The organism is Verrucomicrobiia bacterium, assembly GCA_036268055.1.
Taxonomy (GTDB): domain Bacteria; phylum Verrucomicrobiota; class Verrucomicrobiia; order Limisphaerales; family Pedosphaeraceae; genus DATAUW01.
Genome location: DATAUW010000027.1, coordinates 72,228 through 94,636, shown reverse-complemented (window position 1 = coordinate 94,636; position 22,409 = coordinate 72,228). Strand labels below are relative to the sequence as shown.

The window sequence follows — 22,409 nt, the reverse complement described above, 5'->3', positions numbered from 1 at the left end:
AAATTGAAGGAAAAAATGAGTAACAATGAAGCAGCATTTGAAGAATGGTGGAACCGAGCAGGTAGGTTTTACGATCCCGACACATCCGACGTGCCTTGGGAAGACAAGCGCAAAGCGCTTGCAGAATTGGCATTTGATACTGCCACAGCGCAAAGCAGAAACTACACAGCCGATAAGGAACAAAATCCGACCCAGGTTGAATTCTCAAATGGGCGAGTTGTGGGCGTTTCAAACGGGATACTTGTAGTCCGATTAAAATCATAATGAAAAATAAAAAAAAGAGCGGGGAGGAGTCGGCTGACCTGCTGAGCGGGGAGTTGGGAAGTGGAGTGACGCATCTTCCGCCATCACTGCACCTGACCGACGAGGAAAAGGCGAAGGCAGTCCGCGCCGCCCTGCCGCCCATTCTCGAATATACACCGTTAGGAGAAAGAATTCCCTGGCGGGTGGAGTTGTTTGAATTATTTGCGGCGGAGTTTCAGATTGCGGCGTCGAGTGAATTGCCAAAAGTGCTGGTGGAATTTCACGAGCTGGGGTTGCAGCATTCGCGGCCTTGGCTCATTTGCCGGAGGATATTCGGCATTGGGCCGGTGATACCCTCGCCAGACGCGCACCCGGACGATTTGCGGCCGCATACGCGCAAGGAATTGGGCGAGACGATGGGCATCACGGGGGAAGAATTGCAAGCGGAGCTGGACGCTTTACGGGCGATATGGTCCAACGCAATGCGGAGTTTGGAGTGCGGAGGGGGGAACGAAGAAACGAGAAAGGAGGAAGGGCCGCAACCGGCGCTGGCCTTTGCGGACAATGTGCTGCGGGATTTTGGGTTTAGCGAGGAGATGTTCAGAGTCTCAAGCTGGAACGCGGAGACGAAACAGACCGTCAACCGGCCAGCGGAAGACAATCGCATTGAGCGGGATTGGTTTTGTTCAAGGCTGGAAAGTTGGCGCAAGCCGCTGGCGGAGCAAGTGGGTGGCGCGCTCGCGCGCGAGGCGCTGATGAATGAATTGTATCTGCGCCGGTTCAGCGCGGACATGATGAAGCTTTCGCCGGGGTCGAAACAATTTCGCGAGCTTTACGACCTGAAGAAACAGATCGAAACGAATCTCCAGGAGCAGTTGATGGAGCTTCAGGAAATGTACCCGGAAATGTCCATCCAAAGCCGCCAATCGTTTCGGGGCGTGATCAGCGACCTGAACCTGGCGCATCGCAATTATTATTCGACGGGGGACCGCAAGCTCGTGGACCGCGTGAACACCGCTACCGAGGTCGAAATTCTTTTGCGACAGAGCGTGCAATCACCGGCGCCGCGGTATCGCATGGGATTGAATATCGCGATCGTGGAAGCGATGCACAACCTTTACGACCCGAATTTCCGCAGCCAATTCAAGCCAAAGATTTTGAAAAAGCTGGATGCGGGTTTTCGCGCGGCGGTGGTCGCGATGCAGGAGGCGCAAAAGGAACCGCTGGTGGATTTGCAAAACGGCGTGATGCCGGGTGAGGGGGACGATTTCGAAGATCTATTGGAGCCAAAAAATGAAAAATAAAAAAGTCAACGTGGATGGGTTGAAGGTCAAAGCCGTGGGGCCCATGCAGAGGTCGGGGAAAAAGAAACCGGTGTTGTTTCTAACGTGCGCGGATAAGCCGCCGAAAGGTTCAAAGCAGCTTATGATTCAGGTTTCGCGGGAGGAAATGCACGCGCTGGGCGCGGTTTTGAAGCGGCCGCCGCTGATGGCGGGCACGCATGCGATTCATTTGAAATCCCTGGCGCAAACCATCTGCCGGCAGTGGTTGTTCGGAAAATATTAAATTGATGGATGTGCTCGTTCCCAGTTCGCCGAAGCGGTTGAGAATCACCCCGACAATGGTGGATGATTTCCTGATTGATCCAGTTTTGGCAGCGCGGATTTTGTTGTCCATCACGTTCGATGCCTTTCAGGCGGCGGCGTTCCGCATTCTCTGGTGGGTTCCGAATGTGATTGATGAATCGGGTTTCGGCACTGGAAAATCTTTGCGCTTGTGGGCGGTGCAGCAGCTTCGCGCGATGCTGATCGAGGAGCAATGGTTATGCGCTTATTACCAGACGTTCGAGGCGGGCAAGTCCATCTATTGGCCGAACTACAACACGCGGATGGGGGCGAACCCATACTTTCGCGCGCAGTTGGGCAAGACTGATTTTGAGGGTGACAAGGACGGTAAAGACAACAGCAAAGGCCCGGCCTGTTATTCGCAGCATTTTAAAAATGGATCGGTGGTGAGGATGCCCGCGCCAAATTGGTTGCAGAATGCCATCGGCCAAGCCGGGTTGACGATGAACGGCGTGGTCATTGACGAATGGACCAAGGTGGAGACGATGGGGAAAAAGAAAGGGGAAAGCACGACTTACAATCAAGCGGGGGCGGTGACCGGCGGCATCAACCAGCAAATCCTCGGGCGCTTGCGCAAGGCGAATTTTAACCAGCATCATTTGTTGTGGAAGAACCGGGTGATTTTTTCCGCGACGGCGGAACATACGAACCATCCTTCGCAGGCGCGCGTGGCGCAGTTCGAGCGGGAAATCGCGGCGGGCAATCCCGAGTACGCGATTATTTCGTTCTCATTCAAAGACGCGTCGAATTTAAAGAGCCACACCGGGAAACCGTTCAAGGAACAGATCATTGACTGGGGCGCGATTTCGCGCATGCACAAGCAATTCACGCCGTCGCATTTTTTGCGGGAGGGCCTGGGCATCCGCCGGCGCGAAACGACGGGTTGGTATTCCGAGGACAAGGTCGGCGCTTGCGTGAAGGTGGGCGAGCGGAATGATTTGCAGCCGATTTTGAACCGCGAAAAGTTGACGCGTTTCAATGAGATCAGCCAGGCGCTGACTTTTTATTTCATGGGCATTGACCCGGCGCCGGCGCGCGGGACGAAGTCGGACGACGGCGCGATGGCCATCCTGCGCGTGCGTCCGCGACCGGGTGTCAAAGAGCCATCGAAGACGGCGAGCGATTGGCTGTGTGAATTCGTGTGGGCTTATCGTTTGCGCGGCGCGACGGCGAGCCAGTGGAGCGCGTTCATCCATAAGCAGCACCGGCATTTTGGTCTCGCCGGGATCTGCATGGACGCCCAAGGCGGCGGCATCTGGATCAACGACGAGATGATCAAGGAAGAGCAGATAATTGATGGGATCAAAACGCGGTGCGTGCCGATCGCGTGCATCGAGGACCTGGAACGCACCGGTCCGAACGTGCAACAGATCCTCACGATGTATCGGCGGCGAGATCCGGGCATTCAAAGTTTGTGGCCGCATTTGGCGGGCGAGGACGTGCTTTATGAAGCGATGCACAATGTCTTCCAAGAGGCGGTGGTGTATCAATCGGTGAGCTGGCCCAAGCCGTATAACGAACGGCAGCGGGAAGAGACATTGGCGTGGCCGGAGGAAAAGCAATGGGCGTTGCGCACGCTGGACGCGGGCCGGGGGCAGTTGGTGAATTTGCAAGTGGCGGTGAATCAGGACGGGACGTTTGCGCTGACGGCGAAGGGCGCGAAACAGTTCAGCGCAGGCGGGAAGAAGAAGGATTTGGCTTACGCGCAGATTTACGCGTATGTGCGCTTTCTGGTGTGGCTGCAAATGGCCGAGTGGGAATTTGCGGATGGTGCGGGCGGGAATGGTGAATGGGGAAGTGTGATGTAAGGAGGAGAGCATGGAAATTCAAGAATTTAAAAAACTTATGAATTGGCGGATCAGCCAATACAAATTTTCTTTTCAAACGGAGATGCAGCTTCAGGAGGAGATTGCCAAAATGTTGACTCGGGAAGGCGTGCCTTTTCTTAGAGAGTTCCGACTGAGCGATGCCGACCGGCCTGATTTTGTGGTTTCATTGGTGTATCCAAGATTGGTCGCGCTTGAAGTTAAGATTGCCGGCGGAGTGAATGGACACTTGCGACAGCTCCGCCGATATGCGGAATCCGAGCGCATTGCCGGAACCTTCCTGCTTTGCCCGAAACCGTATCCACTTCCCGAAACGCTTTCAGGGAAACCATGCGCTTGCCTGCCATTGTGGACCAGCATGCTATGAAAACCTATGGCGAGATGTCGCTGGTGGAGGGTAGCTGGCAGATTAAAGCCGATCCTCACGTGATGCTGCGTTTGAAAAATGTCATCGGGCGGTTTGCCAAGCATCAGTTCGGAACCCTCACTGTAAAAAACAGTCCGGAGATTTGCCGGGATCTTGAGTGGTTCACGGGGCGGTATCCTCTTCGCATAAAACATCAATGTGAATTGGTTGACGGGGCGGCGAGGCATCGCCAGACGCTGGAGCATCTGGAAAAGATTTTGCTCCCAGAGCATGTGCCGCAATACTTTGAACTGGCAAAACCGTTGCGGGATTATCAGGCGCGGGGTCTCGAAGTTCTGCTAGCGAAAGGGCGGCTGCTATGCGCCGATCAACTCGGCTTGGGGAAAACTGCCATAGGCATTGGCGCCATGACCCAGCCGGAAAATCTTCCCGGCCTAATCGTGGTGCAGACGCATCTGGCGAAACAATGGGCATCGGAGTTTGGCGCGTTCATGCCTTTCGCGACGACGCACATCATCAATAAACAAAAGACTTACGATTTACCGGAAGCGGACGTTTATATCATCACCTACCATAAGTTGCATGCCTGGGCGGAAGTTCTTTCGAAGTTTATTCGTTGCGTGGTATTTGATGAGGTTCAGGAGCTGCGGCATGAAGGAACGGGAAAATGGTGCGCGGCCAATGCCATTGCCGACGGGGCGCAACGCCGACTAGGTCTCTCGGCTACGCCGATTTATAATTACGGCGGAGAGATTTTTAATATTTACGAGGTAATCGCGCCAGGCGAATTAGGAGAGCGGGAAGAATTTGAACGGGAATGGTGCCGGCATCACGGGGACCACTGGGTGTTGAAAGACCCGGAAGCATTCGGCGCGCATCTGAAAGACCAGTTCCTGATGATTCGGCGTACCCGCAAAGACGTCGGCCGTGAACTGCCACCCATGCAAACGATTGTGCACACAATCGAATATTCCGAAGAGTGCCTTGATCAAATCAAAGACGTGGCGACGGAACTGGCGCACCGAATATTGAACGGCACTTTCATGGAAAAGGGGCTGGCGGCAAGAGAATTTGACATGCGACTCCGCCAAGCGACGGGCATTGCGAAAGCTCCCTTTGCCGCGGCGTTCGTCAAAATGCTCGTGGATGAAGGCGAGAGGGTAATTCTTACTGGATGGCACCGGGAAGTTTACGAAATCTGGCAGGCTCATTTTGACGAGATGAAATTGAAATGGGTTATGTTTACGGGTTCGGAAACGCCCGCGCAAAAGGAGAATGCAGTTCGAGATTTCGTTAATGGAGACGCGCAAGTATTCATCATGTCGCTGCGCTCAGGGGCGGGCATTGACGGATTGCAAAGGAAAGCGTCCACGATCGTACATGGAGAATTGGATTGGTCGCCGGGCGTGCACGAGCAATGCAGCGGGCGTTTATTCCGCGATGGGCAGACGGAACGAGTTTCCCAATTCTACCTGGTGGCGGATGGGGGTAGCGATCCGATTGTGGCCAATGTCCTGGGAATCAAGACGGCACAGGTTCAAGGATTACTCCAAGCTGGAGCATTGGGACTTAAGCGGAATGAAAACGACGATGGGGCAAGAGTCAAACGAATGGCCGAGGCATACCTGAAAAGGCGCTAACTTTTCGTATAAATTCGTTGGGACGGGGGCGGATGGTGGGAGGTTGGATGGTTGAATGGCTAGAAAGAAGTCTCCGATACCGTCCTACGTCAAACCGCTGCCTGTGCCGGCGGGTGCGGCATTTCAATTATGTTCGGCCTGGGAAGGCGAACGGGTGGTGGATGGGCCTTATTCCTTCAGCGCGGCGGAGAGTCAGCTGAGCCATTCGCAGGAAGCGCCGCGGCGGCCACGGGAGCAGTTCCAAAAATCGCGGGAATATTTCCGGGACCAGTTTTTTATCCGCGGCATCATCCTTTTGCGGATGGCGTTTTTCCATTTCGGATTTCGCATTGCTTCCGAGGACGGGAAGGCCAGCAAACAAATCACGACGTGGGAGCAGAACAACCGCCGCATGTACCGGCGTTACGCGCGGGAGGCGTGGCTGGAATGGCTGATCGAGGACAACGTCGTGGGCGTGTGGCGCGTGCAGGGAGGCAAACCGCCGATCGCGTATCCGGTGGAAAACTGCAAGCTCGCGGATTTGTGGGGCGAGGAAGTGTTGGAGATTGAGCATAGGATCACGCCGGAAATGGCGAATGCGATGCAAGGTTTTTCCCAGGCGGAAAAGACCAAGTTTTTGCAGAACCCGAATCATCTGCTCATAACCCACAAAGACAATGTTTTTGGATTCGATGTTTTGCGCCGGGCGAAGATGGGGACCGGGTTCGGTTCGCCAACGATAGCGTCGGCATTTTCGGCGGCGGCGGAAATGACTTCGCTCGAAGTCGGGACGCAGACTTTGGGGGGCGCGTGCCGGCTGGTGCTCGAGCAGCATAAGATGGGTTACGAAATCAAGAGCGGTTTGCACGCGGGCTCCAAGGCGAACCATTGGAATGAAAAACGATCGGATTCTTTCAAGAAGGAAATCAAGGGCAAGGTGGGCCATGTGCGCGCGAGCACGAACTTTGACCATACGATGGTGCAGGCGGCGAATTGGCCGGACCCGAAACATTTTCAAGAGGGCCGTTTTTCGGGCGCGATGTTGCGCCTGGCGAATTGGGCGATGCCGCTGGGCCAGATGTTGCTCGGAAAGAATTTGAATCCGTTCGTGTTTCCGATGCTCAAGCAACAGGCGCTGATGGAGCGCGATTACATGGCGGAACATTTGCGGACCATCTTCATCGAGGGATTGGGCGCGCCGCGCAATATCAAAATCGTTTGGAGCAACAAATGTTTTTCCGATCCGCGGGTGGCGGCGGACATGCTGAAAACGGCGCTGGCATCCGGGCCGCTGAGCCAGACGACGTTCCTGGAAGACATCGGCGAAGATCCCGAGACGGAGCGGGAAAATAAAAAAGCGGAGGCGGCGCTGCCAAAATCCCACACGAACCCGATTTACGACGCGGCGCATGGACCGCCGAAAAAAGGAAAGGGCCGCCCGTCCGGATCGAGTGACGGCGACGATGTTTGAACATAAAAGCTCATGAATCATTTCACTGATTTAACGGTTGATACGCCAGTCATTCAAAGCGCGGCGGCGACGGCGCCGACGCATTTGATCCGGCTTGCGGAAGCAATCGCATTGTTGTCGGCGCTTTACACCGGGCCGTGGAGTGGCACCACGAATTACACGGCGGGGCAAATGGCTTTGGACGGTGGCAGCCTCTACATCGCGAAGGTGGCGAACATTAATTTGCAGCCTTCGCTGAATGGTTCGCAATGGGGTTTGGCGGCGGCGGGTGGAGCGGCGGCTTACCTGTATATCGCTTATGCGACGGACGCAAGCGGGACGGGATTCACCAATACGTTTGATTCGTCCAAGGGTTATATCGCGGTGAAGAATTCGACGTCGCCGATAGCGACGCCGCAAGCGAGCGATTTCGCGGGGTTGTGGAAAGCATATGCGGGTGCGGCCGGGGCGGATGGAAATGACGGGTCCAACGGCTCGGATGGAACGAACGGAGCGTCGGCTTATTTTTACATCGCGTTTGCGAGCGATACGAGCGGGACGGGATTTTCGCTGACGCCGAATTCCAGCCTGGGATTTGTCGCGTGGCTGACGACCAACACGCAGATTGTTTCGCCGATCGCGGCGAACTTCGCGGGGTTGTGGCTGCCGTGGAAAGGGATCAACGGCACCAACGGAAGCAATGGGACCAATGGAACCAACGGCTCGAACGGCAGCAACGGGACTTCCTCATTTCTCTATGTGGCGTATGCGAGCGATTCGAGCGGCACGGGTTTTAGTTTGACGCCAGCGCCGGGGTTGATGTGGCTGGGGGTCAAGGTTTCAAGCACGGTGATTGCTTCGCCGCAGGCCAGTGATTTCACGGGGCTCTGGCTCAATGTGCAGGGAGTGGCCGGGCCATCGGGAACGGTGACAAGTTTCACGGCGGGAAGTTGCCGGGTGGTCGCGGGTGACGGGCTCTATCTGCAAAACTCACGGACCACTTTATTCCACAAGATGACCGTGGGTGACGCGGGCGCTGGGACGCCGGTCAATGTCCAGGCTGAACAAACAGGAGTTGCATAATCATGAAAAATAAATTTTTGGTTGGGTGGTGCGTGCTTTTTATGGCGGCGACCGCGCTGGCAAATCCATTCGGAACACTCTCGATTGACTCGAGTGGAAACCTGATCAATCGGACATTCTTCCCGCAAAACCTTTGGCCGACGAATTGCGTTCCCAACGGAGCGGTTTACACGAGCGGCGCTTATACACCAACGCTGGTGACGGGCGCACTTTATTATTTTCAGAGTTCGCCGACTGACCAAGGCAGCCTGCACAATGGCAGCGCGGTTTATCCTTTCCCGACGAACCTGACGTTTGTGGCGGCGGCGGGGGCGTTCATCCATACGACCCAGTCGGTCACGCTGGTGTCGTCCACGCTTACGGGACAGCTTTGGACGAATGTGGGATTGTTTAACGGCGATTTTGTCGGGCGGTTCATTGGCGACGGTTCGGGCATGACGAACTCGGCGGCGCTAATGGGCGGGGACGCAACGGGGATGTCCACGAGCATGGTATTGAACAATTCCTCAACGGCGCGGGGGCATCTGGGTTTGGGTACGATCGCGACACTGAACACCAACGGCGCGCTGGCGTTCAGCAATCTGCTCAACCAAATCGCGGGCATCTTCAACGGCAATGGCGGGGGGATCACGAATTTGCAGACGAGCCAGTTGGAGGGGAAAATTGCATCGGCGAACCTGGACAGCAATCTGGTGTTCGTGATCGATTCACGGGGGAATTATAATTTCACCACCTTTGGCGGGTTGAATATCCAGGGGGACGGAACCATCGGCGGAGACGCGAGTTCATTGAATATTCTGAACGGCAGCTTTTTCACGGTGGATCCGATCAGTTCGATGACGGTGCTCGGCCTGGCGGAATTTTACGCGCCGTTCGCGATGTATCTGACGGTGTCCAATGGCGCGCTGTTCAAGGGCGGGGTGACCAATAATTCCATTTTGGGATTTGTGGGCAACGGCGGCAACCTGACGAACGTCACCGCGACCAACTTAAGTGGCACACTGGAAAATGTGACGGGGCATGATTTGAATTTGAGCGCGACGATATTAAACGGCGGATTGACATTGACGCTGGATGGCAATCCGAGTTCCAAAGCGGCTTTCAAATTGACGGGTCCGGCGGTGAACACTTTTTTCGATAACAACGGAAGTTTGCAGTTCTTCGACGGCGGGGGCGTGAATATTCAAGGCACGGGAAATTTTACGGGAAATGGCTCGGGCATCACGAACTTGAACGTGAATATGGCGTTCCCGATCGGGAGCATCATTCCGTCGCAATTTTTGGGAAGCGGCGGAACGAGCACATCGTTTCTCCGCAAGGATGGCGTGTATGCGACGCTGTCGGGCTCGGGAACCGTGACGAGCCTGGGGATCCAAGGCGATGGCGCGTTGATTGCAACAGCGCCGACCGGATCGCCGGTGACGACGGCGGGGACGATCATTCTGCAAGCGGCGAATTCGCCGGCCAACAAGGTCGTAGCAGGACCCACCAGCGGCGGCCCTGCGCCGCTGACGCAACGGTTTTTGGTGGATGCGGATTTGGCGGCGACGGATGCGGCGTTAGTTATCGCCGCGCAGACCTGGGCCGGCGCGCAACAGTTCACGAATAATAACAACAGCTTCGTGGGGAATGGAGCGGGCGTGACGAATATCTCGGCGGGCGGGGGATCGTTCGGGACAGTTACGGCGCACGACAGCGTGACGAATTTCTGGCTGGATTTTGGCGGGGCGGGAAATCCGAGTGCGATCGCTTATCCTAAAATCTTTGCGAGCGGCGATATCAACTTCACCACGCCGACGAATGGGCCGGGAGCGGTCGCGTATAAAATTTTGCCGAATGGAGCGAACCGGAATATTTCGTGGCCAACCAATTTCCTCACGCTGAACACGAATGGCCTGACGCTGGCGGGAACGAATTGGGTGATGACGCTGACCAACGGCATTCGCGTGGCGTGGTGCACCTTCGTGGCGGATGGGCCGAATGAAACGGGTTTGCTGGCGACGAACGTGACGGCGTTGTGTGTGATCTCTCCCTGATTATGAAAATAATTATTAGCGTTTTAATGGCAGTCGTGATGGCGGCGTTGCAAGTCGGCGCACAGGCGCTGACGCCACGAGATCCAGCTTTTTTGATTTGGGGAAGCGGCGCGAATGGCGGGAGTGTTTATGCCCCGGGCGCGTTCATCATATACGGTCAGCCCAATGTCTCGGCGGCGGTATTTCAAAATCTGTTGGCCTATTACACTTTTGATAACAGCGGAAACTTCGGCGCTGACTCGGTCGGGAGTTTAAGCCTGACCAAAAATGGAAGTCCAGGTGCAACGACCGGAGTGGTGAATGGGGCGATCAGCCTGCTTAATAATTCTTCAGATTCATTATCGCACGCCGATGTGGCGGGTTTGCGGATCGACGGCAGCACGTCATTCACAATCGCGGGTTGGTTCTTAGCCAGCAGTTCCGGTTTTGACGAAATCCTGATAGCTAAAAATACAGCGAACTATCAGCTTAAACTAAATGCCAGCGCCATGAGCACGCTGACTTTTACCCTTTTCAACACGACATCCGGTAGCACCTCGGTCACTTCAACGGCGTCCGTGCACGCTTCGCAATGGACTTTTTTTGCGATGTGGTACGACAAGCCCGGCAATACAATCAATATTTACGTTGCTGACCCTTTCAATAACTCAATGAATTCCGCAGCGTTTACCGGCACGCCGGGAGCGTCCGCGAACTCGACGTTTGTGGCAGGGTTTAGTTCCGGTCTTTCGGGCATTCCGGTCGCTTTCGACGCAATGGGAATTTGGGACCGGGTGGTGACGAGCGCGGAATTAGCCTACCTCTATAACAACGGGAGCGGGCGGCAATTATGAAAAGCTTGCATGGGATGACATTGGAAAATGTGAAGCTCCATTTGTGCGGGAGTAATGGCATCGAGATCGCCGGGAGAATTTTGCGGCCGGATGAAACGAAAAGCTATGTCGAGTTCACGTTGAGCCATGCGTTTCCGGTAGTGACCTGCGACAACACCTGCATTCATCCGCAGGTCGTGGCGAATAGTTACCGCACGATGCAGGACAAGGTTTTTGATCTGGCCCATATGTTGCGGGCGTACAATCCGAAGGACAATCCCCGCGATTATATTTTGGGCTGCGTGGTGGCGGTGGAATTTCCCGAGACACCGGACGGTGGCTGGAAAGTCCAGGGGGACAAGTCGCGCGCACCAGGCATCCGCGGGGCGGCGGTGATGTGGAAAAAAGCGGAGAATGTCGAAACCATTCTCAATCAATATTTCAATGGGCAGGTTGATTGGACGGTTTCGATGGAGCAGTTGTTCGACCTGGGCAATTCGGCGTTCATCGTCAAAGCGACAGGCGCAAATGAGGATTGGGAAGAATGGGTAAAAAAAACTCCCGATGATTTGAAAACGCTGGGGTGGACGTACGTGCCGTTTGTGGAAGCGCCCAACGATTTGCTGGCCTGCTATGACAAAAAGACCAGGGCCGTGAAGCAATATCGGGGCTGCGAAACGCTCCTGATGTTCGGCGGCCTCAACGGTGACGTTCATTACAACGGAGTGGGGCTCACGCCGATGGGAAAAGAAAATGAGGCGCAAGTGGTTCAGATGCTGGCGAGCGAGAAGTTGATCAAGGTCAACGGCGAGCTGATGCCGGACATCATTGGATTGTTGAAACAGACGGCGGAAATCCTGGAATTATCATGAGTTCCATCAAATGCTTTTTTGTTCAGCCAATGAACCGATGGACGCCGACGCTCAACCGGTTTGGCGGCGGAACGTGTGAGAAATCTCCGTTGCCTTCACCGTATAACGGGCATCGGGGCAATTCGGAATTGGATGACGTTTATAGCGATGAACTGGCGTTTCCGGAAGAAACGGATCCGCGTTGGCCGACGCGGTGCGATCATTGCGGTTATCTATTCAAGGACGACGACAGCCGGAGTTTGAGCCCGAACCGGCATTGGCGCAACCCCGCGACGGAAGAAACATTCGTCGCTCCGCTGCCGGTGGGCGCGCTGTTCTTTAGCGATGAGAAAATCTTTCAAGGTCCCGGCCGGGGAATGGATGGGCGCTCGCTGGTGGTGGTGATGCCTTCCGCCCGGGATTATTGCACGTGGAATGTGGATTCGCGGGCGGGCAACTGCACCGTGCCCTGCAAAACCTGCGGGCAACTTTATGCGGTCCATGGCAACCGATATGATGAAGGGAAAAAAGAAATGGTGGCGGGAAGCGGCTGCAAAAAGTTTATGCCGGCGGACGATGACAAGCACCGGTGCTGGACGCGGCGCGGTGAACCGCCCAACGTGACAGTGGGAAAAAGCGAGTTTGGCCCGACGTGCGGAGCGGGAGCGGGAAGCATCATTGTGCCTGGCTGGCACGGGTTTTTGCGGAATGGAGTTTTGGAACCTTGTTAGTGCGGACTTAGGAATTGTGAAGTGAGAAGCGCCGGAATGATCCGGCGCATTTTTTTTGTACGCGTGAAAAATATTTTTCACAAAACGAATAAATTCGTTGGGACGGGGGCGGACGGACGGAGGATGCGGTCGCTTGAGTGCGCGAGACGCAAACAAAAACGAAATAAAATTCACGATATGAAAATTCCTACCGACGCGAAAAACACCCAGATCATTCGGGAATGCCTGAACGAAATGCGCCAGCACCTTTGCAGCGCGGCGGATCTGCTGGAGGAACCTTGGAAATCCCAGTTCAACGATTTGAAGGGGCTGTACGACAAAACGATCAGCGGCCTGCCCGCGACGGATGCGGTTCCGGCGGCCCTCGAAGCCAATCAATTGCTCCAGGGATTGTTTTCCTGCATGTCCCACGGCAGCGCACTCATGACGTTGATGGCCTCGAAAATCAATAACCACAAAGGCGAGATGACGCAAGCAGTCGCGAGCGCGGTGGATGGGAAGATTGCCGAACGCATCGCTTCGGGTGATTTGATCGCGAAAGACACGCTGCCGGCGGTCGTCGCCAAAGCGGTCACGGAAAAAACCGCCGCGGGTGAACTCGTGGACAAGGGAACGGTGCAACAGCTTTGCAGTGCCGCCAAGGACCAGGGGATCGAGTTGGGGAAAGAAACCATTCGCACCGAAATCACGGCGAAGGAACAAACCACGGCCGCGATCGCGAAGCGCAAGACGATCCTCCAAACGTGCAGCCTGCCGCTGCCCGAGGCCGCGCTGGAAAGCGTGCTCGGAGGAACGGACGAAGCGTTTGAAGCGGCGAAGCAAACCGCCGAGGGACGCATCCAAGCGTTGTGCAGCAAAGGCGTCGCCATCACGGCGGCGAGCAAGATCGGAGCGAAAGTCTGGCTGCCGAAGGAGCAGTGGGAAGTCTTCGAGAGCCTCGCGCTGGAAACGCTGTCGGGTGGCGATCCGTTAGTCGTGCCGCCGACGCAACGCACCGGCGAGAAGCCTCCCGTGATGATGGTGTAAACCCCGACAACAACCGCAACTTTTAAAATAAAAAATTATGAAACTACCTTTTGAAATCCGCCGCCGGTCGCCGATGCCTTTGATCACGCTGGTGACGCCCACCGGCACCGGTTATCCGATCGGGACGGCGATGCAGGAAAGCGCCACCGCCGGAACCGCCGAACTGGCCGACGGCACGAAAGTGTTTGCGGGGTTCATGACGCGCCAATCCATCGTCGGCGGGCCGACGCTGGGCGATGATATTTTTCCCGGGCGTTTGCAACTAGGGGTTGCCGCCGGTGATCCGGACAGCTTTGAGCGCGGGGAGGAAATCGAGTGCGAGGGCGCGTCTTATGTGGACGCGGGTATTACCGGTTCCACGGCGCTGAAGACGCCGCTTTCGTTTGCCGCTGGAAAATTCTGCGTGGCGGGTTCCGGTCAATATGCGCAATTCGAATTGGTGGAACTGCCCGCGCCGGTGACAGCCGGAAACGTGCGCATCCGCGTGGTGCCGCTGGCTGCCTTTATCAAACCGTAAGTGTGAACGGATAACGATCCTCGAAAACCATAACTTTAAAAAATACCAAAATGAAAAATCCGACCTCGGTCCACACCATGAGCCTTGAGCAGTTGCAGGGCAACTTCAAGAAGTTCGCGCGCCGTTCGCTTTCGCTATGCGGTGTCATGCCAGATGGCAAGCCGCTTGGCGTCGCCGTGAAACAATTCTTCGACGATCTGCTGGCCAGCACCACGGACGCGGAGAAAATCCGTCAGCGAAATGAATTCATGGCGCGGGCCGAAACCGACGCCAAGGCGCGCCAACAACTATGCTCGATCCGCGTGGAGACCGTCAGCAACTACGTACTCGCGACGGTCAATATCCTGAGCATGTTCTTCGAGATCGTCAATTTGGCTGACGGTGAAACCTACTATTTCCAGAACACGACCGAACAGGAAATCGGCGTCAGTTACATGGGTCCCGACGGCGGCATGCAACAAAAGACCGTCACCAAAGATGATGACGAAATACGTATTCCCATGAAAATCCTCACCACGGATGAAGTCCGTTACAAGGTTTGGGACGTTTACCGCGGTTCGATTGTGGATGCGGCCTTAAAAGTTTTGCGGATGGCCTATGATTTGCAGAACAAGATTGATCAGCTCGCCTATCAGTTGCTCACCGATCCTAACAAGGGAGCATTCGGCCAGTTCATTTATCCAGGTTCAACTGCGGGCGGCGGTGCTGGTAGCGGTACAGTTCCCCCCGTGAAGACCAGTACGGGCGCGGTTTCGCAGACGGGTGTCAATTACACGTTCCTACCGAACAGCCGCATCAATATTGCGAACTTGCCGAAGACCAACGATATCGTTCTCTCCACCAACACGGCGAATTCGGTGATGCGTTACGAGGTATTTCAGAAAGCCATCAAGTATAAGGACCAGTGGCAAGGTTGCTGGCCGGATGGTGATCCTCAACTGAGCGGAGAAGTACTCATTCCTGGCGCGGATGCAAGCGATATTGCGACTGAAATTGTGCCTTCGGGTTCAACCAACAACCGCGTGGCCGATGAGCTTTTGGAAAATGGTTACACCACGGTTGATTATCTTGGACAGCGTTTCGTGTTGAAGGCGGATAATACGATCACTCCAGGAAGCTGCTATTTCGGCATGACTAAAAAAGCGGGTCGCGCCTTGTTCAAACCGAGTGGTGACCGCAATTACCGCCGTGGACCGGAGGATGATTACGAACTCGCTGCCAAGAATGAGGAGGTCCAGTGGATGAACAAGCCGTTGGGACTCTATATGCCCACGACCGAACGCATCTACGCGTTGCGGGTGACTTATAAAACTCTCTAAGTCGTGGCGGAGGCTCGTCGAGCCTCCGCAATTCTCCTCCGAATTTGAAAAACTAAAAACTTTTTTATGAAATATACACTTCCAGCGGTGCAGACGGCGGATCTGGATACGATCCAATCGCCGTATTTCGGCGGTGAGTTCGCCGTCTATATGACCAATGTGCCGGGTGTGCGCATCGGCCAGGTGGATCTGACGGCGACGGCGCAGGGGACTTATACCGCGGACCCGGCGACGACCATCCAGGCGGCAGGCAGCGATCTGCAAATGGTGGCGATCACGCCGATCAACTCGGCGGCGCAGACGGTGGTCACATTGTCGGGAACGGACACGAGCGAACCGCCAGTGCCAATCACGTTGACGGCGACGTTCGCCCCGCCGGCGCGGTCGTTGAACCAGACGTTTAATTTTGCGCGCAGTTTCGCGGTGGACATGGTGGTGGGGCCAGTGAGTGTGCCGGCAAGCACTTTCCGGTCGCGCGCTTCCAATGTCGCGACGCTGACGATCCCGGCGCACAAATTGTTGACGGGCATGAAGGTCAATGTGACCGGCGTGGGTGGCACGGGTTATAACGAGAATGGTGTGACCGTGACGGTCCTCACACCGAACACCTTCACTTATCCGAGTACGGGCGCGGATGAAGCCACGGCGGCGGACACGGGCGCGATGATCGCGGTCATCAATAACGGTTTGGCGGGAACCATCACCGGTTTGATCAGTGTTACAGGCGGCTCGGCGAATATGAGCTTCCGCGTTTACCAGCTTCCGGTGCTTGCCGATTACGTGCTGATCTCGCCGACGATGGAGATTGATTTCAACACGCGGTCGCGCGTGGCCAAGGGCATCAACAGCGGCATGGAAACGGACGCGTTCATCAAGAGCGGCATGTCTCAGCCGGGCGAGCTTTCCATCGGCAGCAATCTGGTGGACTTCGAGGCGGGCATGGCGCGTTTCGACGGCCAGAAAACCACGTGCATGCTGATCGGCTTGAAGGACGGCCAGCTTCAGGGAGACCGGATCGTGTTCCAGCAATACCACGGCACGGTGAAACCGAAACTGCCGACGGGCGATGGTGAAGCCACCATTGAGGCGGCGGGCAAGTTCGCGGACCTGCTGATATTCTTCGCGCCGTAAACCCAAACAGTTTGAAGCCCTCCGCCCATTGGGTGTGACGGGCTTCGAGGCGCCCAGGGTCGAACACAAACCACGGTCCGGGCGCTTTTGAGAAATTCAAAAAACCAAAATTCAAAAGTTAAAATAAATATGAAATTCAAAAATAAAAATTCCGGTGGGTTCACGTTGGTGGAAATTCTTTTGACGATCGCAATCATCGCTGTCCTCGCGCCCATCGCAATCCCGCGAGTGGCAAAAGCGGCGGACATCGTGGTGAGCGGCCGGGCATTGGTGGAAAGCGCCAACTCGGGTGTGGTCACCAACGGCGGCAGCCTGGGCGGACCGTTCTCCAATTCGACGGTGACCAGCACGGCGAGTTCGCCAATCCCGGTGATTCCGGGGGTGGACATTGCGCTTTATATCACGCAGGTCGCCGCGGGTTCGGGCACGGCACCAGTGACTTACGGTTTCAACTTTGAAGGTTTAACCAACACGGCGGCGTTCCGTGGATCGGGCACGAATTTCTGGACGACCACGCTGCCTTATACCGCGACGCTGGCCTTGAACGGCACGACGCAGGTGACGGGCTGGTTTGTCATCAACCATACCAACCTCATTGGCGTGGACCAGATCCGCTACGACTCCTGCTCGACCACGCAAGCCAACAATATTTTGGACGTGGTGCGTTGGAAATACGTCACCCCGTAAGCCAGGTCGGCAAGCGCCGACGGGCCTATGTGGAAAGAAATAATCGGACGGCGGCGACGCAGCACCGCCCTACCAGGTTAGTTGGTTGAATAAAAATATTTTTTATGGAGCGAGTTAAAAAACATTGGCGGGTGGTCGCGGCGTTGACGGCGTTGTTGGCGCTCATCGCGTTTCCGGTTTTGGCGGACACGTTCGCCCGGATCGTGGACAACGCGACGGCGGTGAGCGCGCCGCAAATCGTGACGGTTACCAGCACGGCGGTATCCACAGTTTTCTCGCTGAATCCTTCGCTCGGAGTGGGCCGGCCGATTTTGCGGACGGTTCAGAACACGGGGACGCAGCCGGTCCTTTATTTGATCAACAGCACGAACGTGAGCACGACGAGTTATCACGGCGTGCTGGCGGCGGGCCAGGCGAATCGCGACGGGCTGGGCACGGTGCTGGACCTGAGCAAGGTGCCGTTCCCGGTGAGTTTCATCACGGAGAGCGGTTCGACCACGATTGCAGTGGTGGAAGAGATCCAATGATGCCAATGCGGAGTGCGGAGTGCGGAATGGGGAGAATGAAGTCGCGGAGTTGAATGAAAAAGAATTTTAACATGCGGGTGGGGCTGGTGCTGGCGCTTTTGAGCGCCAGTTGCTCTTTGGGCCTGGGGCAAACCCAGGACGTGCGCCGCAATGGCGGTGGGGGCGGCGGGAGTGGTGGCGCGCCGTCGGGCTCGGCCGGTGGCGATTTGGGAAGCACGTATCCGAATCCTAGCGTCAGCCAAGTCGGGGGCGTGACGGCGGCGAATGTGGCGAGTGGGGCGACGGCGGCGAATAATGCCACGACCAACGCCACTGGTGGGACAATAGTGAAGCGCGATGCCGCTGGTGGGACGACCATCAGCACCGCGCGATTGGGCGGCGTGACGTTCAGTTCGGACAATGGCGGCGGCATCAATTTTGTCTGCACCAACGACACGGCAGCGGGCTACACGGCGGACGGAGTAGTGAGCGCGCTCAATAAGAATCCCCGGGGAAGCGGTTCGGGATGGGGGGCGCAATATGTCGGCAATGAATTGGTGAACCAATATGGCGAGACGGGAACTTTGCTGGACACCGACAGCCAGGGACGTCCGCTCTATCTCTACGACCAATTTGGAATTGATATGCTGTTCGTGGGCGAGGATGCGCCCCGGGCGGTCATGAATGGCAAGGCGTTGATCGTGTTCGATGCGCCGCATGCGTTTGTGATTGGAGCGAACGGGGTGGACGGCGGAGCCAACGGAGTCCAGGGATTGTTGTATTACTCGAACAAGGTGACTTACTTTTCGCAGTTCCAGGATGACACGAACAAGATCAATCCCTCGGACGTTGGGTATCTCTACTCGTTGAAAATTGAGCACAACCCGAGCCATCCGAATGTGACGACGGGGAGCAATTTGTTCGTGGGCGGATTTTTATACAACGGCACGACGACAGCGCAGCCGCTGACGGACGTGGCGGGGTTGCGCGGGGATGCGTTTGACACTTCCATAAATCTGAATGTGCAAAACGCGGTGTTGGTGGGCACGAATTTTTCAGCGCGGCAACTGGGCGTGGCGGCTTTTAATACGGGGAGCAGCTTCGGGTTGGGCGCGAACGGCGGGAATAATTCCGGCGTGTATTATTTTGGCGGCAATCCGCTGCTGCACTTTGACGGGACCTCGGCGATCCGGGTGGAAGTGGATGAGCCGATTCAGCCGGTGACCGCCAATACCAGCAGCGTGGGAGGGCCTACGCTTCCTTTTGGTCATGCGTATTTCAAGAGTAATTCGATTTCGGGGAACTTGACCTTGTCTTATGCGGGTGCGGGTATCCTGGAGACCGATGGCGGCGGCAATGTGACGTCGGTGGCTACGGTCCCCAACGCGAATCTTCCTTCGGCGGCGATGGTGGTGAAGACCGCGAACTACACCATCCAGGCCACGGACCACGTGGTCATCCTGACGAACACCAGCGGCACGATCAAAGCAACGCTCCCGGCCGCCGCCACCGTGGCGCATCAGCAATTTTATCTGGTCAACAGCGGAGCGGCGACGGTGATTGTCACCAACGGCAACGGGACGGACCTGTTTAATTATCAAACGAAATCTCTGACGAACACGGTCCCGATGTCGTTCATTCCCTTATACAGTGACGGCACAAACTTCTTTGCCGCCGGGTATTCCAATGGTATCCCGATAATGCCATATACCAATCTCGACGCTTTGTATGTAGAAGATCTGCATGTGGCCAATGGCATCCTGCCGGGCAGCGGCGGCACGGGTTGGACGAATGTTTTTCCGGGGACAATATTCGTTTGGAACGGCACGAACCTACCTGATCCGGTGGCGCTGAGCAGCAGCTTTTCACTTTCGGGAAGTCCGGGTGACACGAACCGGGTGCTGTCCATTGCGCCGGTATTCAGCATAGACACGAATATCCTGGTTACCAATTCTGTTTTAACAGACCTGCTCGATTTTAATTTGCCCACGAATGGACAGTTTGTCGCGACTTACAATCTGACCATACAGGGGGAAAGTAATAATCGGGCATCATTCATAAACGGGTCAGTAGTCTGCGCTAGCACCCCGGCTGGGGCCATGATCATTTCGACCAACAATCAGGTAACCAATCTCAACAAGTTTTGCTTTTGGAGCAACTTGTGGATACCGAGCGGAAACGACCTGCGGTTTAAGGTGACGGGAATGACGAACCAGTATACCTGGATTCACGTCAAGGGCGATGGTTATTTCGATACCAACGGCGCGCCGCCGCCGCCCACGCCGCCGCCAGCAGGGCCGACCCCGGATAACGCGTGGTGGAAATTCGCCGAAGGGGCCGGGCACTCTACCAGCGCAGACCAGACCAGTGGCGGGCATGCGATTACTCTGGTAAACTCCCCGACCTGGGGAACGGATAACGCCGGATTTGCCAACTTTGGGGACGTTATCCTGGATGGAACCAGCCAATACCTTTCCTACTCGGGCAGCGTTCTGCCAGGTAATGGTTCGCCGATCAATTTCAGCATTGTTGTTTGGGTGAAGTTTTCCGGCTCGCCAGCGGGCACAGTGGTTGGCTCTGATGCCTTCGGCGGCCTTAGGCTGGACGTTTCGAGCGGCGGGAACATTACCTTCTCCACCGACGCTACTGGTTTTAGCGCGGCCAGCACTGGCGGAACTTTAGCCAACGATAACCACTGGCACATGATTGGATTTACTGAAGATTCAATCGGTGACTACGTAATCTATATTGATGGCGTTAATTTGACCCATGCGCAGCACAATTCTGGCTGGCTTGGGGGAGGTCACTATATTGGCGCGGATTTGGATGGAGGCGCGAATAACTTTCTCAATGCCGCTGTCGCGGACGTGGCGGTTTACACCACCACGCTTACCGATGCGAATATGACCACGCTTTATGCCGCAAAACCTCGTCACTAAATGAAGTATCTAATCATTTTCTTCATCGCCGTGGCCCGGCTCGCTTGCGCCGACGAGGTTGCGGATGTCGCACTCATCTCTACGGTCTGGACTAACGGTGCAAATATCACCGACGCCGCTTACTACAATTCAATTACGGTTCATTCTTCCGCTGGCGCAGGAACGTGGATCACGAACGGATTCGGCCATACGAATTCCTTTGCGGCGACAGTAACCAATCTCTATGGGCGGGTACTCAACATAGGAGGCCAGCGATATCCAGATCTCACAAACAACATCGCCATTGCACTATCAATGACGAACAACAATAACTGGATGCAGTATAATTTCACCACCCCTCAGTCAGAAGTTCTCATGGTGATGATGGTACAATTTGGCGCCCACGTGACCGGCGGCTCGGGCGTATTCGATATCTTCAACATCAATGCCGGGTCTAAGGATGTTATTTCTCAATACTACGAAGCGCAGAATATTGGCGGAACGGATTATCCGACTATTTACGCTCACAACGCTGCCACAACAGAATTCGATCAGCCTATCTTCAATTTTACGCTCTCGACCAAGTGGTATATCCTGACGCTCTTCAAAAGCGTTTCTCGCGACGTCGCCATAATCACACTGATTGATGCGGACACGGGTGTTGTATTCGGGAGCAGCTCCGTTACGCCGGCGCTGCAAAGCGAGATGTCCCCATTTGTGTCTATTGGCCGATTTGACAACCACGCTCCGACGGATGAACAGGGGGGGCCGGAAACGAGCGGACCAGCCCCGGCGAACACCGTCATCAAAGACTGGCATGTGATCGTGGGCGCCGCGGCTGACGCGCCCTATCACTGGCGCGATCAAGTGATTTGGAATGTCAACCACATGATCGCAGGGAATATGCGGTAACCCATTTATGCCCGCTGAAAATTCGATGAGCAAGACCGAGAAGCTGAATCTGACGTTCACGATCCTGGGGCCGGTGGTAGTGATCGGCTTTTTATCCTGGTGTGCCTGGTCGTTCAATATCCGGCTGACGGTCGAGATGCAGGCGGCGGATAAGCGGGTGGCGGACGGTTACGTTTCCAAAGCGTGGTTTGAGCAAACAACGTCGGGCACGAACAAACGGCTGGATGATATTTCGGCGGAGGTAAACGAGGTGCAGCGGGACGTGGCCACGTTGCGCGGCGAGATGTCCACAACGATAAGGACGGGCCGATAAATTTATTTATGGACCGGATCAAGCAGGCGGAATTTTGGATCTACTCGCTGTTGAGCGCGTTCATCACGGGCGGTTGCAGCGCCATGGGGAGTGACGAAAGTGTTTCGCTGGCGCAACGGTTCGGGGCTCATGTCGAGGCGCTGTCGCTGAAGCAGATGGGGGCGATTTTCATTGTCGGCGGGATTACCGGAGCGGTGGCGTATCTGAAGAAAAGTCCATTGCCGCCGTTGGCGGCCAGTGCGGAGCGCGAAGTGCGGAGTGTGGAATTGGGGAAGGAAGGGAAAGAAGCAGGAGCGGGGACGCGACCGCCAATTACCCCGGCATTTCTTTCGGCTCCGATTAATCAGGGTTCGGCTGCCGAACCGGAAAATTTGACGGCTAAAACATAAACCAAAAAACGGCCGTCATTGACGGCCGCCACAGAAGAAAGAAAAGCA

General features: G+C 55.7%; 22 protein-coding genes. All 22 read left to right on the top strand.

The window, feature by feature from the left end; genetic code table 11:
* The first annotated feature begins 15 nt into the window (after nucleotides 1-15).
* The 22 genes from VH413_16375 to VH413_16270 all read left to right on the top strand — a co-directional run bounded on the left by VH413_16375 (nucleotide 16) and on the right by VH413_16270 (nucleotide 22,361).
* Nucleotides 16-264, top strand: coding sequence for a hypothetical protein (locus tag VH413_16375; protein HEX3800273.1), 249 nt, complete (start codon nucleotides 16-18; stop codon nucleotides 262-264).
* Entirely contained in the window at nucleotides 264-1,547 is a 1,284-nt protein-coding gene (locus tag VH413_16370; protein HEX3800272.1) for a hypothetical protein, read from the top strand. Before VH413_16375 ends, VH413_16370 begins: the two co-directional genes overlap by 1 nt.
* On the top strand, nucleotides 1,537-1,809 hold the full coding sequence (locus VH413_16365; GenBank protein HEX3800271.1) for a hypothetical protein: 273 nt from the start codon (nucleotides 1,537-1,539) through the stop codon (nucleotides 1,807-1,809). Before VH413_16370 ends, VH413_16365 begins: the two co-directional genes overlap by 11 nt.
* Nucleotides 1,810-1,813: 4 nt before the next feature.
* Nucleotides 1,814-3,676, top strand: a complete 1,863-nt coding sequence (locus tag VH413_16360; GenBank protein ID HEX3800270.1) for a hypothetical protein — start codon at nucleotides 1,814-1,816, stop codon at nucleotides 3,674-3,676.
* A 37-nt stretch (nucleotides 3,677-3,713) separates the two neighbouring features.
* Complete coding sequence (locus VH413_16355; protein HEX3800269.1) at nucleotides 3,714-4,061, top strand: hypothetical protein; 348 nt, start codon at nucleotides 3,714-3,716, stop codon at nucleotides 4,059-4,061.
* A complete protein-coding gene (locus VH413_16350) occupies nucleotides 4,058-5,701 on the top strand; it encodes a DEAD/DEAH box helicase (GenBank protein ID HEX3800268.1) in 1,644 nt (547 codons plus the stop codon). The genes VH413_16355 and VH413_16350 overlap by 4 nt, the downstream gene beginning before the upstream one ends.
* A gap of 55 nt (nucleotides 5,702-5,756) precedes the next feature.
* Nucleotides 5,757-7,151 carry a hypothetical protein gene (locus VH413_16345; protein HEX3800267.1) on the top strand — a complete coding sequence of 465 codons (1,395 nt, stop codon included), beginning with the start codon at nucleotides 5,757-5,759 and terminating at the stop codon, nucleotides 7,149-7,151.
* 12 nt (nucleotides 7,152-7,163) lie between these two features.
* A complete protein-coding gene (locus VH413_16340; GenBank protein HEX3800266.1) occupies nucleotides 7,164-8,213 on the top strand; it encodes a hypothetical protein in 1,050 nt (349 codons plus the stop codon).
* A gap of 2 nt (nucleotides 8,214-8,215) precedes the next feature.
* A complete protein-coding gene (locus VH413_16335) occupies nucleotides 8,216-10,249 on the top strand; it encodes a hypothetical protein (GenBank protein ID HEX3800265.1) in 2,034 nt (677 codons plus the stop codon).
* A gap of 38 nt (nucleotides 10,250-10,287) precedes the next feature.
* A complete protein-coding gene (locus tag VH413_16330; protein ID HEX3800264.1) occupies nucleotides 10,288-11,082 on the top strand; it encodes a LamG-like jellyroll fold domain-containing protein in 795 nt (264 codons plus the stop codon).
* Nucleotides 11,079-11,933, top strand: coding sequence for a hypothetical protein (locus VH413_16325; protein HEX3800263.1), 855 nt, complete (start codon nucleotides 11,079-11,081; stop codon nucleotides 11,931-11,933). Before VH413_16330 ends, VH413_16325 begins: the two co-directional genes overlap by 4 nt.
* A gap of 29 nt (nucleotides 11,934-11,962) precedes the next feature.
* Nucleotides 11,963-12,643, top strand: coding sequence for a hypothetical protein (locus VH413_16320; protein ID HEX3800262.1), 681 nt, complete (start codon nucleotides 11,963-11,965; stop codon nucleotides 12,641-12,643).
* A 177-nt stretch (nucleotides 12,644-12,820) separates the two neighbouring features.
* A complete protein-coding gene (locus VH413_16315; GenBank protein HEX3800261.1) occupies nucleotides 12,821-13,669 on the top strand; it encodes a hypothetical protein in 849 nt (282 codons plus the stop codon).
* A gap of 37 nt (nucleotides 13,670-13,706) precedes the next feature.
* Nucleotides 13,707-14,186: a hypothetical protein gene (locus VH413_16310; GenBank protein ID HEX3800260.1), complete on the top strand. Its 480-nt coding sequence runs from the start codon at nucleotides 13,707-13,709 to the stop codon at nucleotides 14,184-14,186.
* Between the two features lie 50 nt (nucleotides 14,187-14,236).
* Nucleotides 14,237-15,505: a hypothetical protein gene (locus tag VH413_16305; GenBank protein HEX3800259.1), complete on the top strand. Its 1,269-nt coding sequence runs from the start codon at nucleotides 14,237-14,239 to the stop codon at nucleotides 15,503-15,505.
* 66 nt (nucleotides 15,506-15,571) lie between these two features.
* On the top strand, nucleotides 15,572-16,636 hold the full coding sequence (locus VH413_16300; GenBank protein HEX3800258.1) for a hypothetical protein: 1,065 nt from the start codon (nucleotides 15,572-15,574) through the stop codon (nucleotides 16,634-16,636).
* A 129-nt stretch (nucleotides 16,637-16,765) separates the two neighbouring features.
* Nucleotides 16,766-17,323 carry a prepilin-type N-terminal cleavage/methylation domain-containing protein gene (locus VH413_16295; protein HEX3800257.1) on the top strand — a complete coding sequence of 186 codons (558 nt, stop codon included), beginning with the start codon at nucleotides 16,766-16,768 and terminating at the stop codon, nucleotides 17,321-17,323.
* A 104-nt stretch (nucleotides 17,324-17,427) separates the two neighbouring features.
* Complete coding sequence (locus VH413_16290) at nucleotides 17,428-17,850, top strand: hypothetical protein (GenBank protein ID HEX3800256.1); 423 nt, start codon at nucleotides 17,428-17,430, stop codon at nucleotides 17,848-17,850.
* A 53-nt stretch (nucleotides 17,851-17,903) separates the two neighbouring features.
* A complete protein-coding gene (locus tag VH413_16285; GenBank protein HEX3800255.1) occupies nucleotides 17,904-20,768 on the top strand; it encodes a LamG domain-containing protein in 2,865 nt (954 codons plus the stop codon).
* A complete protein-coding gene (locus VH413_16280) occupies nucleotides 20,769-21,659 on the top strand; it encodes a hypothetical protein (GenBank protein HEX3800254.1) in 891 nt (296 codons plus the stop codon).
* 7 nt (nucleotides 21,660-21,666) lie between these two features.
* Nucleotides 21,667-21,972, top strand: a complete 306-nt coding sequence (locus VH413_16275; protein ID HEX3800253.1) for a hypothetical protein — start codon at nucleotides 21,667-21,669, stop codon at nucleotides 21,970-21,972.
* An 8-nt stretch (nucleotides 21,973-21,980) separates the two neighbouring features.
* Nucleotides 21,981-22,361 (top strand): hypothetical protein, encoded by a 381-nt coding sequence (locus VH413_16270; protein ID HEX3800252.1) that lies wholly within the window; start codon nucleotides 21,981-21,983, stop codon nucleotides 22,359-22,361.
* Nucleotides 22,362-22,409: the final 48 nt, after the last annotated feature.

What these genes read in the sequence shown, in the direction of transcription:
- VH413_16375 (HEX3800273.1), top strand. Translation starts at nt 16, where the DNA reads ATGAGTAACAATGAAGCAGCATTTGAAGAATGGTGGAACCGAGCAGGT.
- VH413_16370 (HEX3800272.1), top strand. Translation starts at nt 264, where the DNA reads ATGAAAAATAAAAAAAAGAGCGGGGAGGAGTCGGCTGACCTGCTGAGC.
- VH413_16365 (HEX3800271.1), top strand. Translation starts at nt 1,537, where the DNA reads ATGAAAAATAAAAAAGTCAACGTGGATGGGTTGAAGGTCAAAGCCGTG.
- VH413_16360 (HEX3800270.1), top strand. Translation starts at nt 1,814, where the DNA reads ATGGATGTGCTCGTTCCCAGTTCGCCGAAGCGGTTGAGAATCACCCCG.
- VH413_16355 (HEX3800269.1), top strand. Translation starts at nt 3,714, where the DNA reads ATGAATTGGCGGATCAGCCAATACAAATTTTCTTTTCAAACGGAGATG.
- VH413_16350 (HEX3800268.1), top strand. Translation starts at nt 4,058, where the DNA reads ATGAAAACCTATGGCGAGATGTCGCTGGTGGAGGGTAGCTGGCAGATT.
- VH413_16345 (HEX3800267.1), top strand. Translation starts at nt 5,757, where the DNA reads ATGGCTAGAAAGAAGTCTCCGATACCGTCCTACGTCAAACCGCTGCCT.
- VH413_16340 (HEX3800266.1), top strand. Translation starts at nt 7,164, where the DNA reads ATGAATCATTTCACTGATTTAACGGTTGATACGCCAGTCATTCAAAGC.
- VH413_16335 (HEX3800265.1), top strand. Translation starts at nt 8,216, where the DNA reads ATGAAAAATAAATTTTTGGTTGGGTGGTGCGTGCTTTTTATGGCGGCG.
- VH413_16330 (HEX3800264.1), top strand. Translation starts at nt 10,288, where the DNA reads ATGGCGGCGTTGCAAGTCGGCGCACAGGCGCTGACGCCACGAGATCCA.
- VH413_16325 (HEX3800263.1), top strand. Translation starts at nt 11,079, where the DNA reads ATGAAAAGCTTGCATGGGATGACATTGGAAAATGTGAAGCTCCATTTG.
- VH413_16320 (HEX3800262.1), top strand. Translation starts at nt 11,963, where the DNA reads ATGAACCGATGGACGCCGACGCTCAACCGGTTTGGCGGCGGAACGTGT.
- VH413_16315 (HEX3800261.1), top strand. Translation starts at nt 12,821, where the DNA reads ATGAAAATTCCTACCGACGCGAAAAACACCCAGATCATTCGGGAATGC.
- VH413_16310 (HEX3800260.1), top strand. Translation starts at nt 13,707, where the DNA reads ATGAAACTACCTTTTGAAATCCGCCGCCGGTCGCCGATGCCTTTGATC.
- VH413_16305 (HEX3800259.1), top strand. Translation starts at nt 14,237, where the DNA reads ATGAAAAATCCGACCTCGGTCCACACCATGAGCCTTGAGCAGTTGCAG.
- VH413_16300 (HEX3800258.1), top strand. Translation starts at nt 15,572, where the DNA reads ATGAAATATACACTTCCAGCGGTGCAGACGGCGGATCTGGATACGATC.
- VH413_16295 (HEX3800257.1), top strand. Translation starts at nt 16,766, where the DNA reads ATGAAATTCAAAAATAAAAATTCCGGTGGGTTCACGTTGGTGGAAATT.
- VH413_16290 (HEX3800256.1), top strand. Translation starts at nt 17,428, where the DNA reads ATGGAGCGAGTTAAAAAACATTGGCGGGTGGTCGCGGCGTTGACGGCG.
- VH413_16285 (HEX3800255.1), top strand. Translation starts at nt 17,904, where the DNA reads ATGAAAAAGAATTTTAACATGCGGGTGGGGCTGGTGCTGGCGCTTTTG.
- VH413_16280 (HEX3800254.1), top strand. Translation starts at nt 20,769, where the DNA reads ATGAAGTATCTAATCATTTTCTTCATCGCCGTGGCCCGGCTCGCTTGC.
- VH413_16275 (HEX3800253.1), top strand. Translation starts at nt 21,667, where the DNA reads ATGCCCGCTGAAAATTCGATGAGCAAGACCGAGAAGCTGAATCTGACG.
- VH413_16270 (HEX3800252.1), top strand. Translation starts at nt 21,981, where the DNA reads ATGGACCGGATCAAGCAGGCGGAATTTTGGATCTACTCGCTGTTGAGC.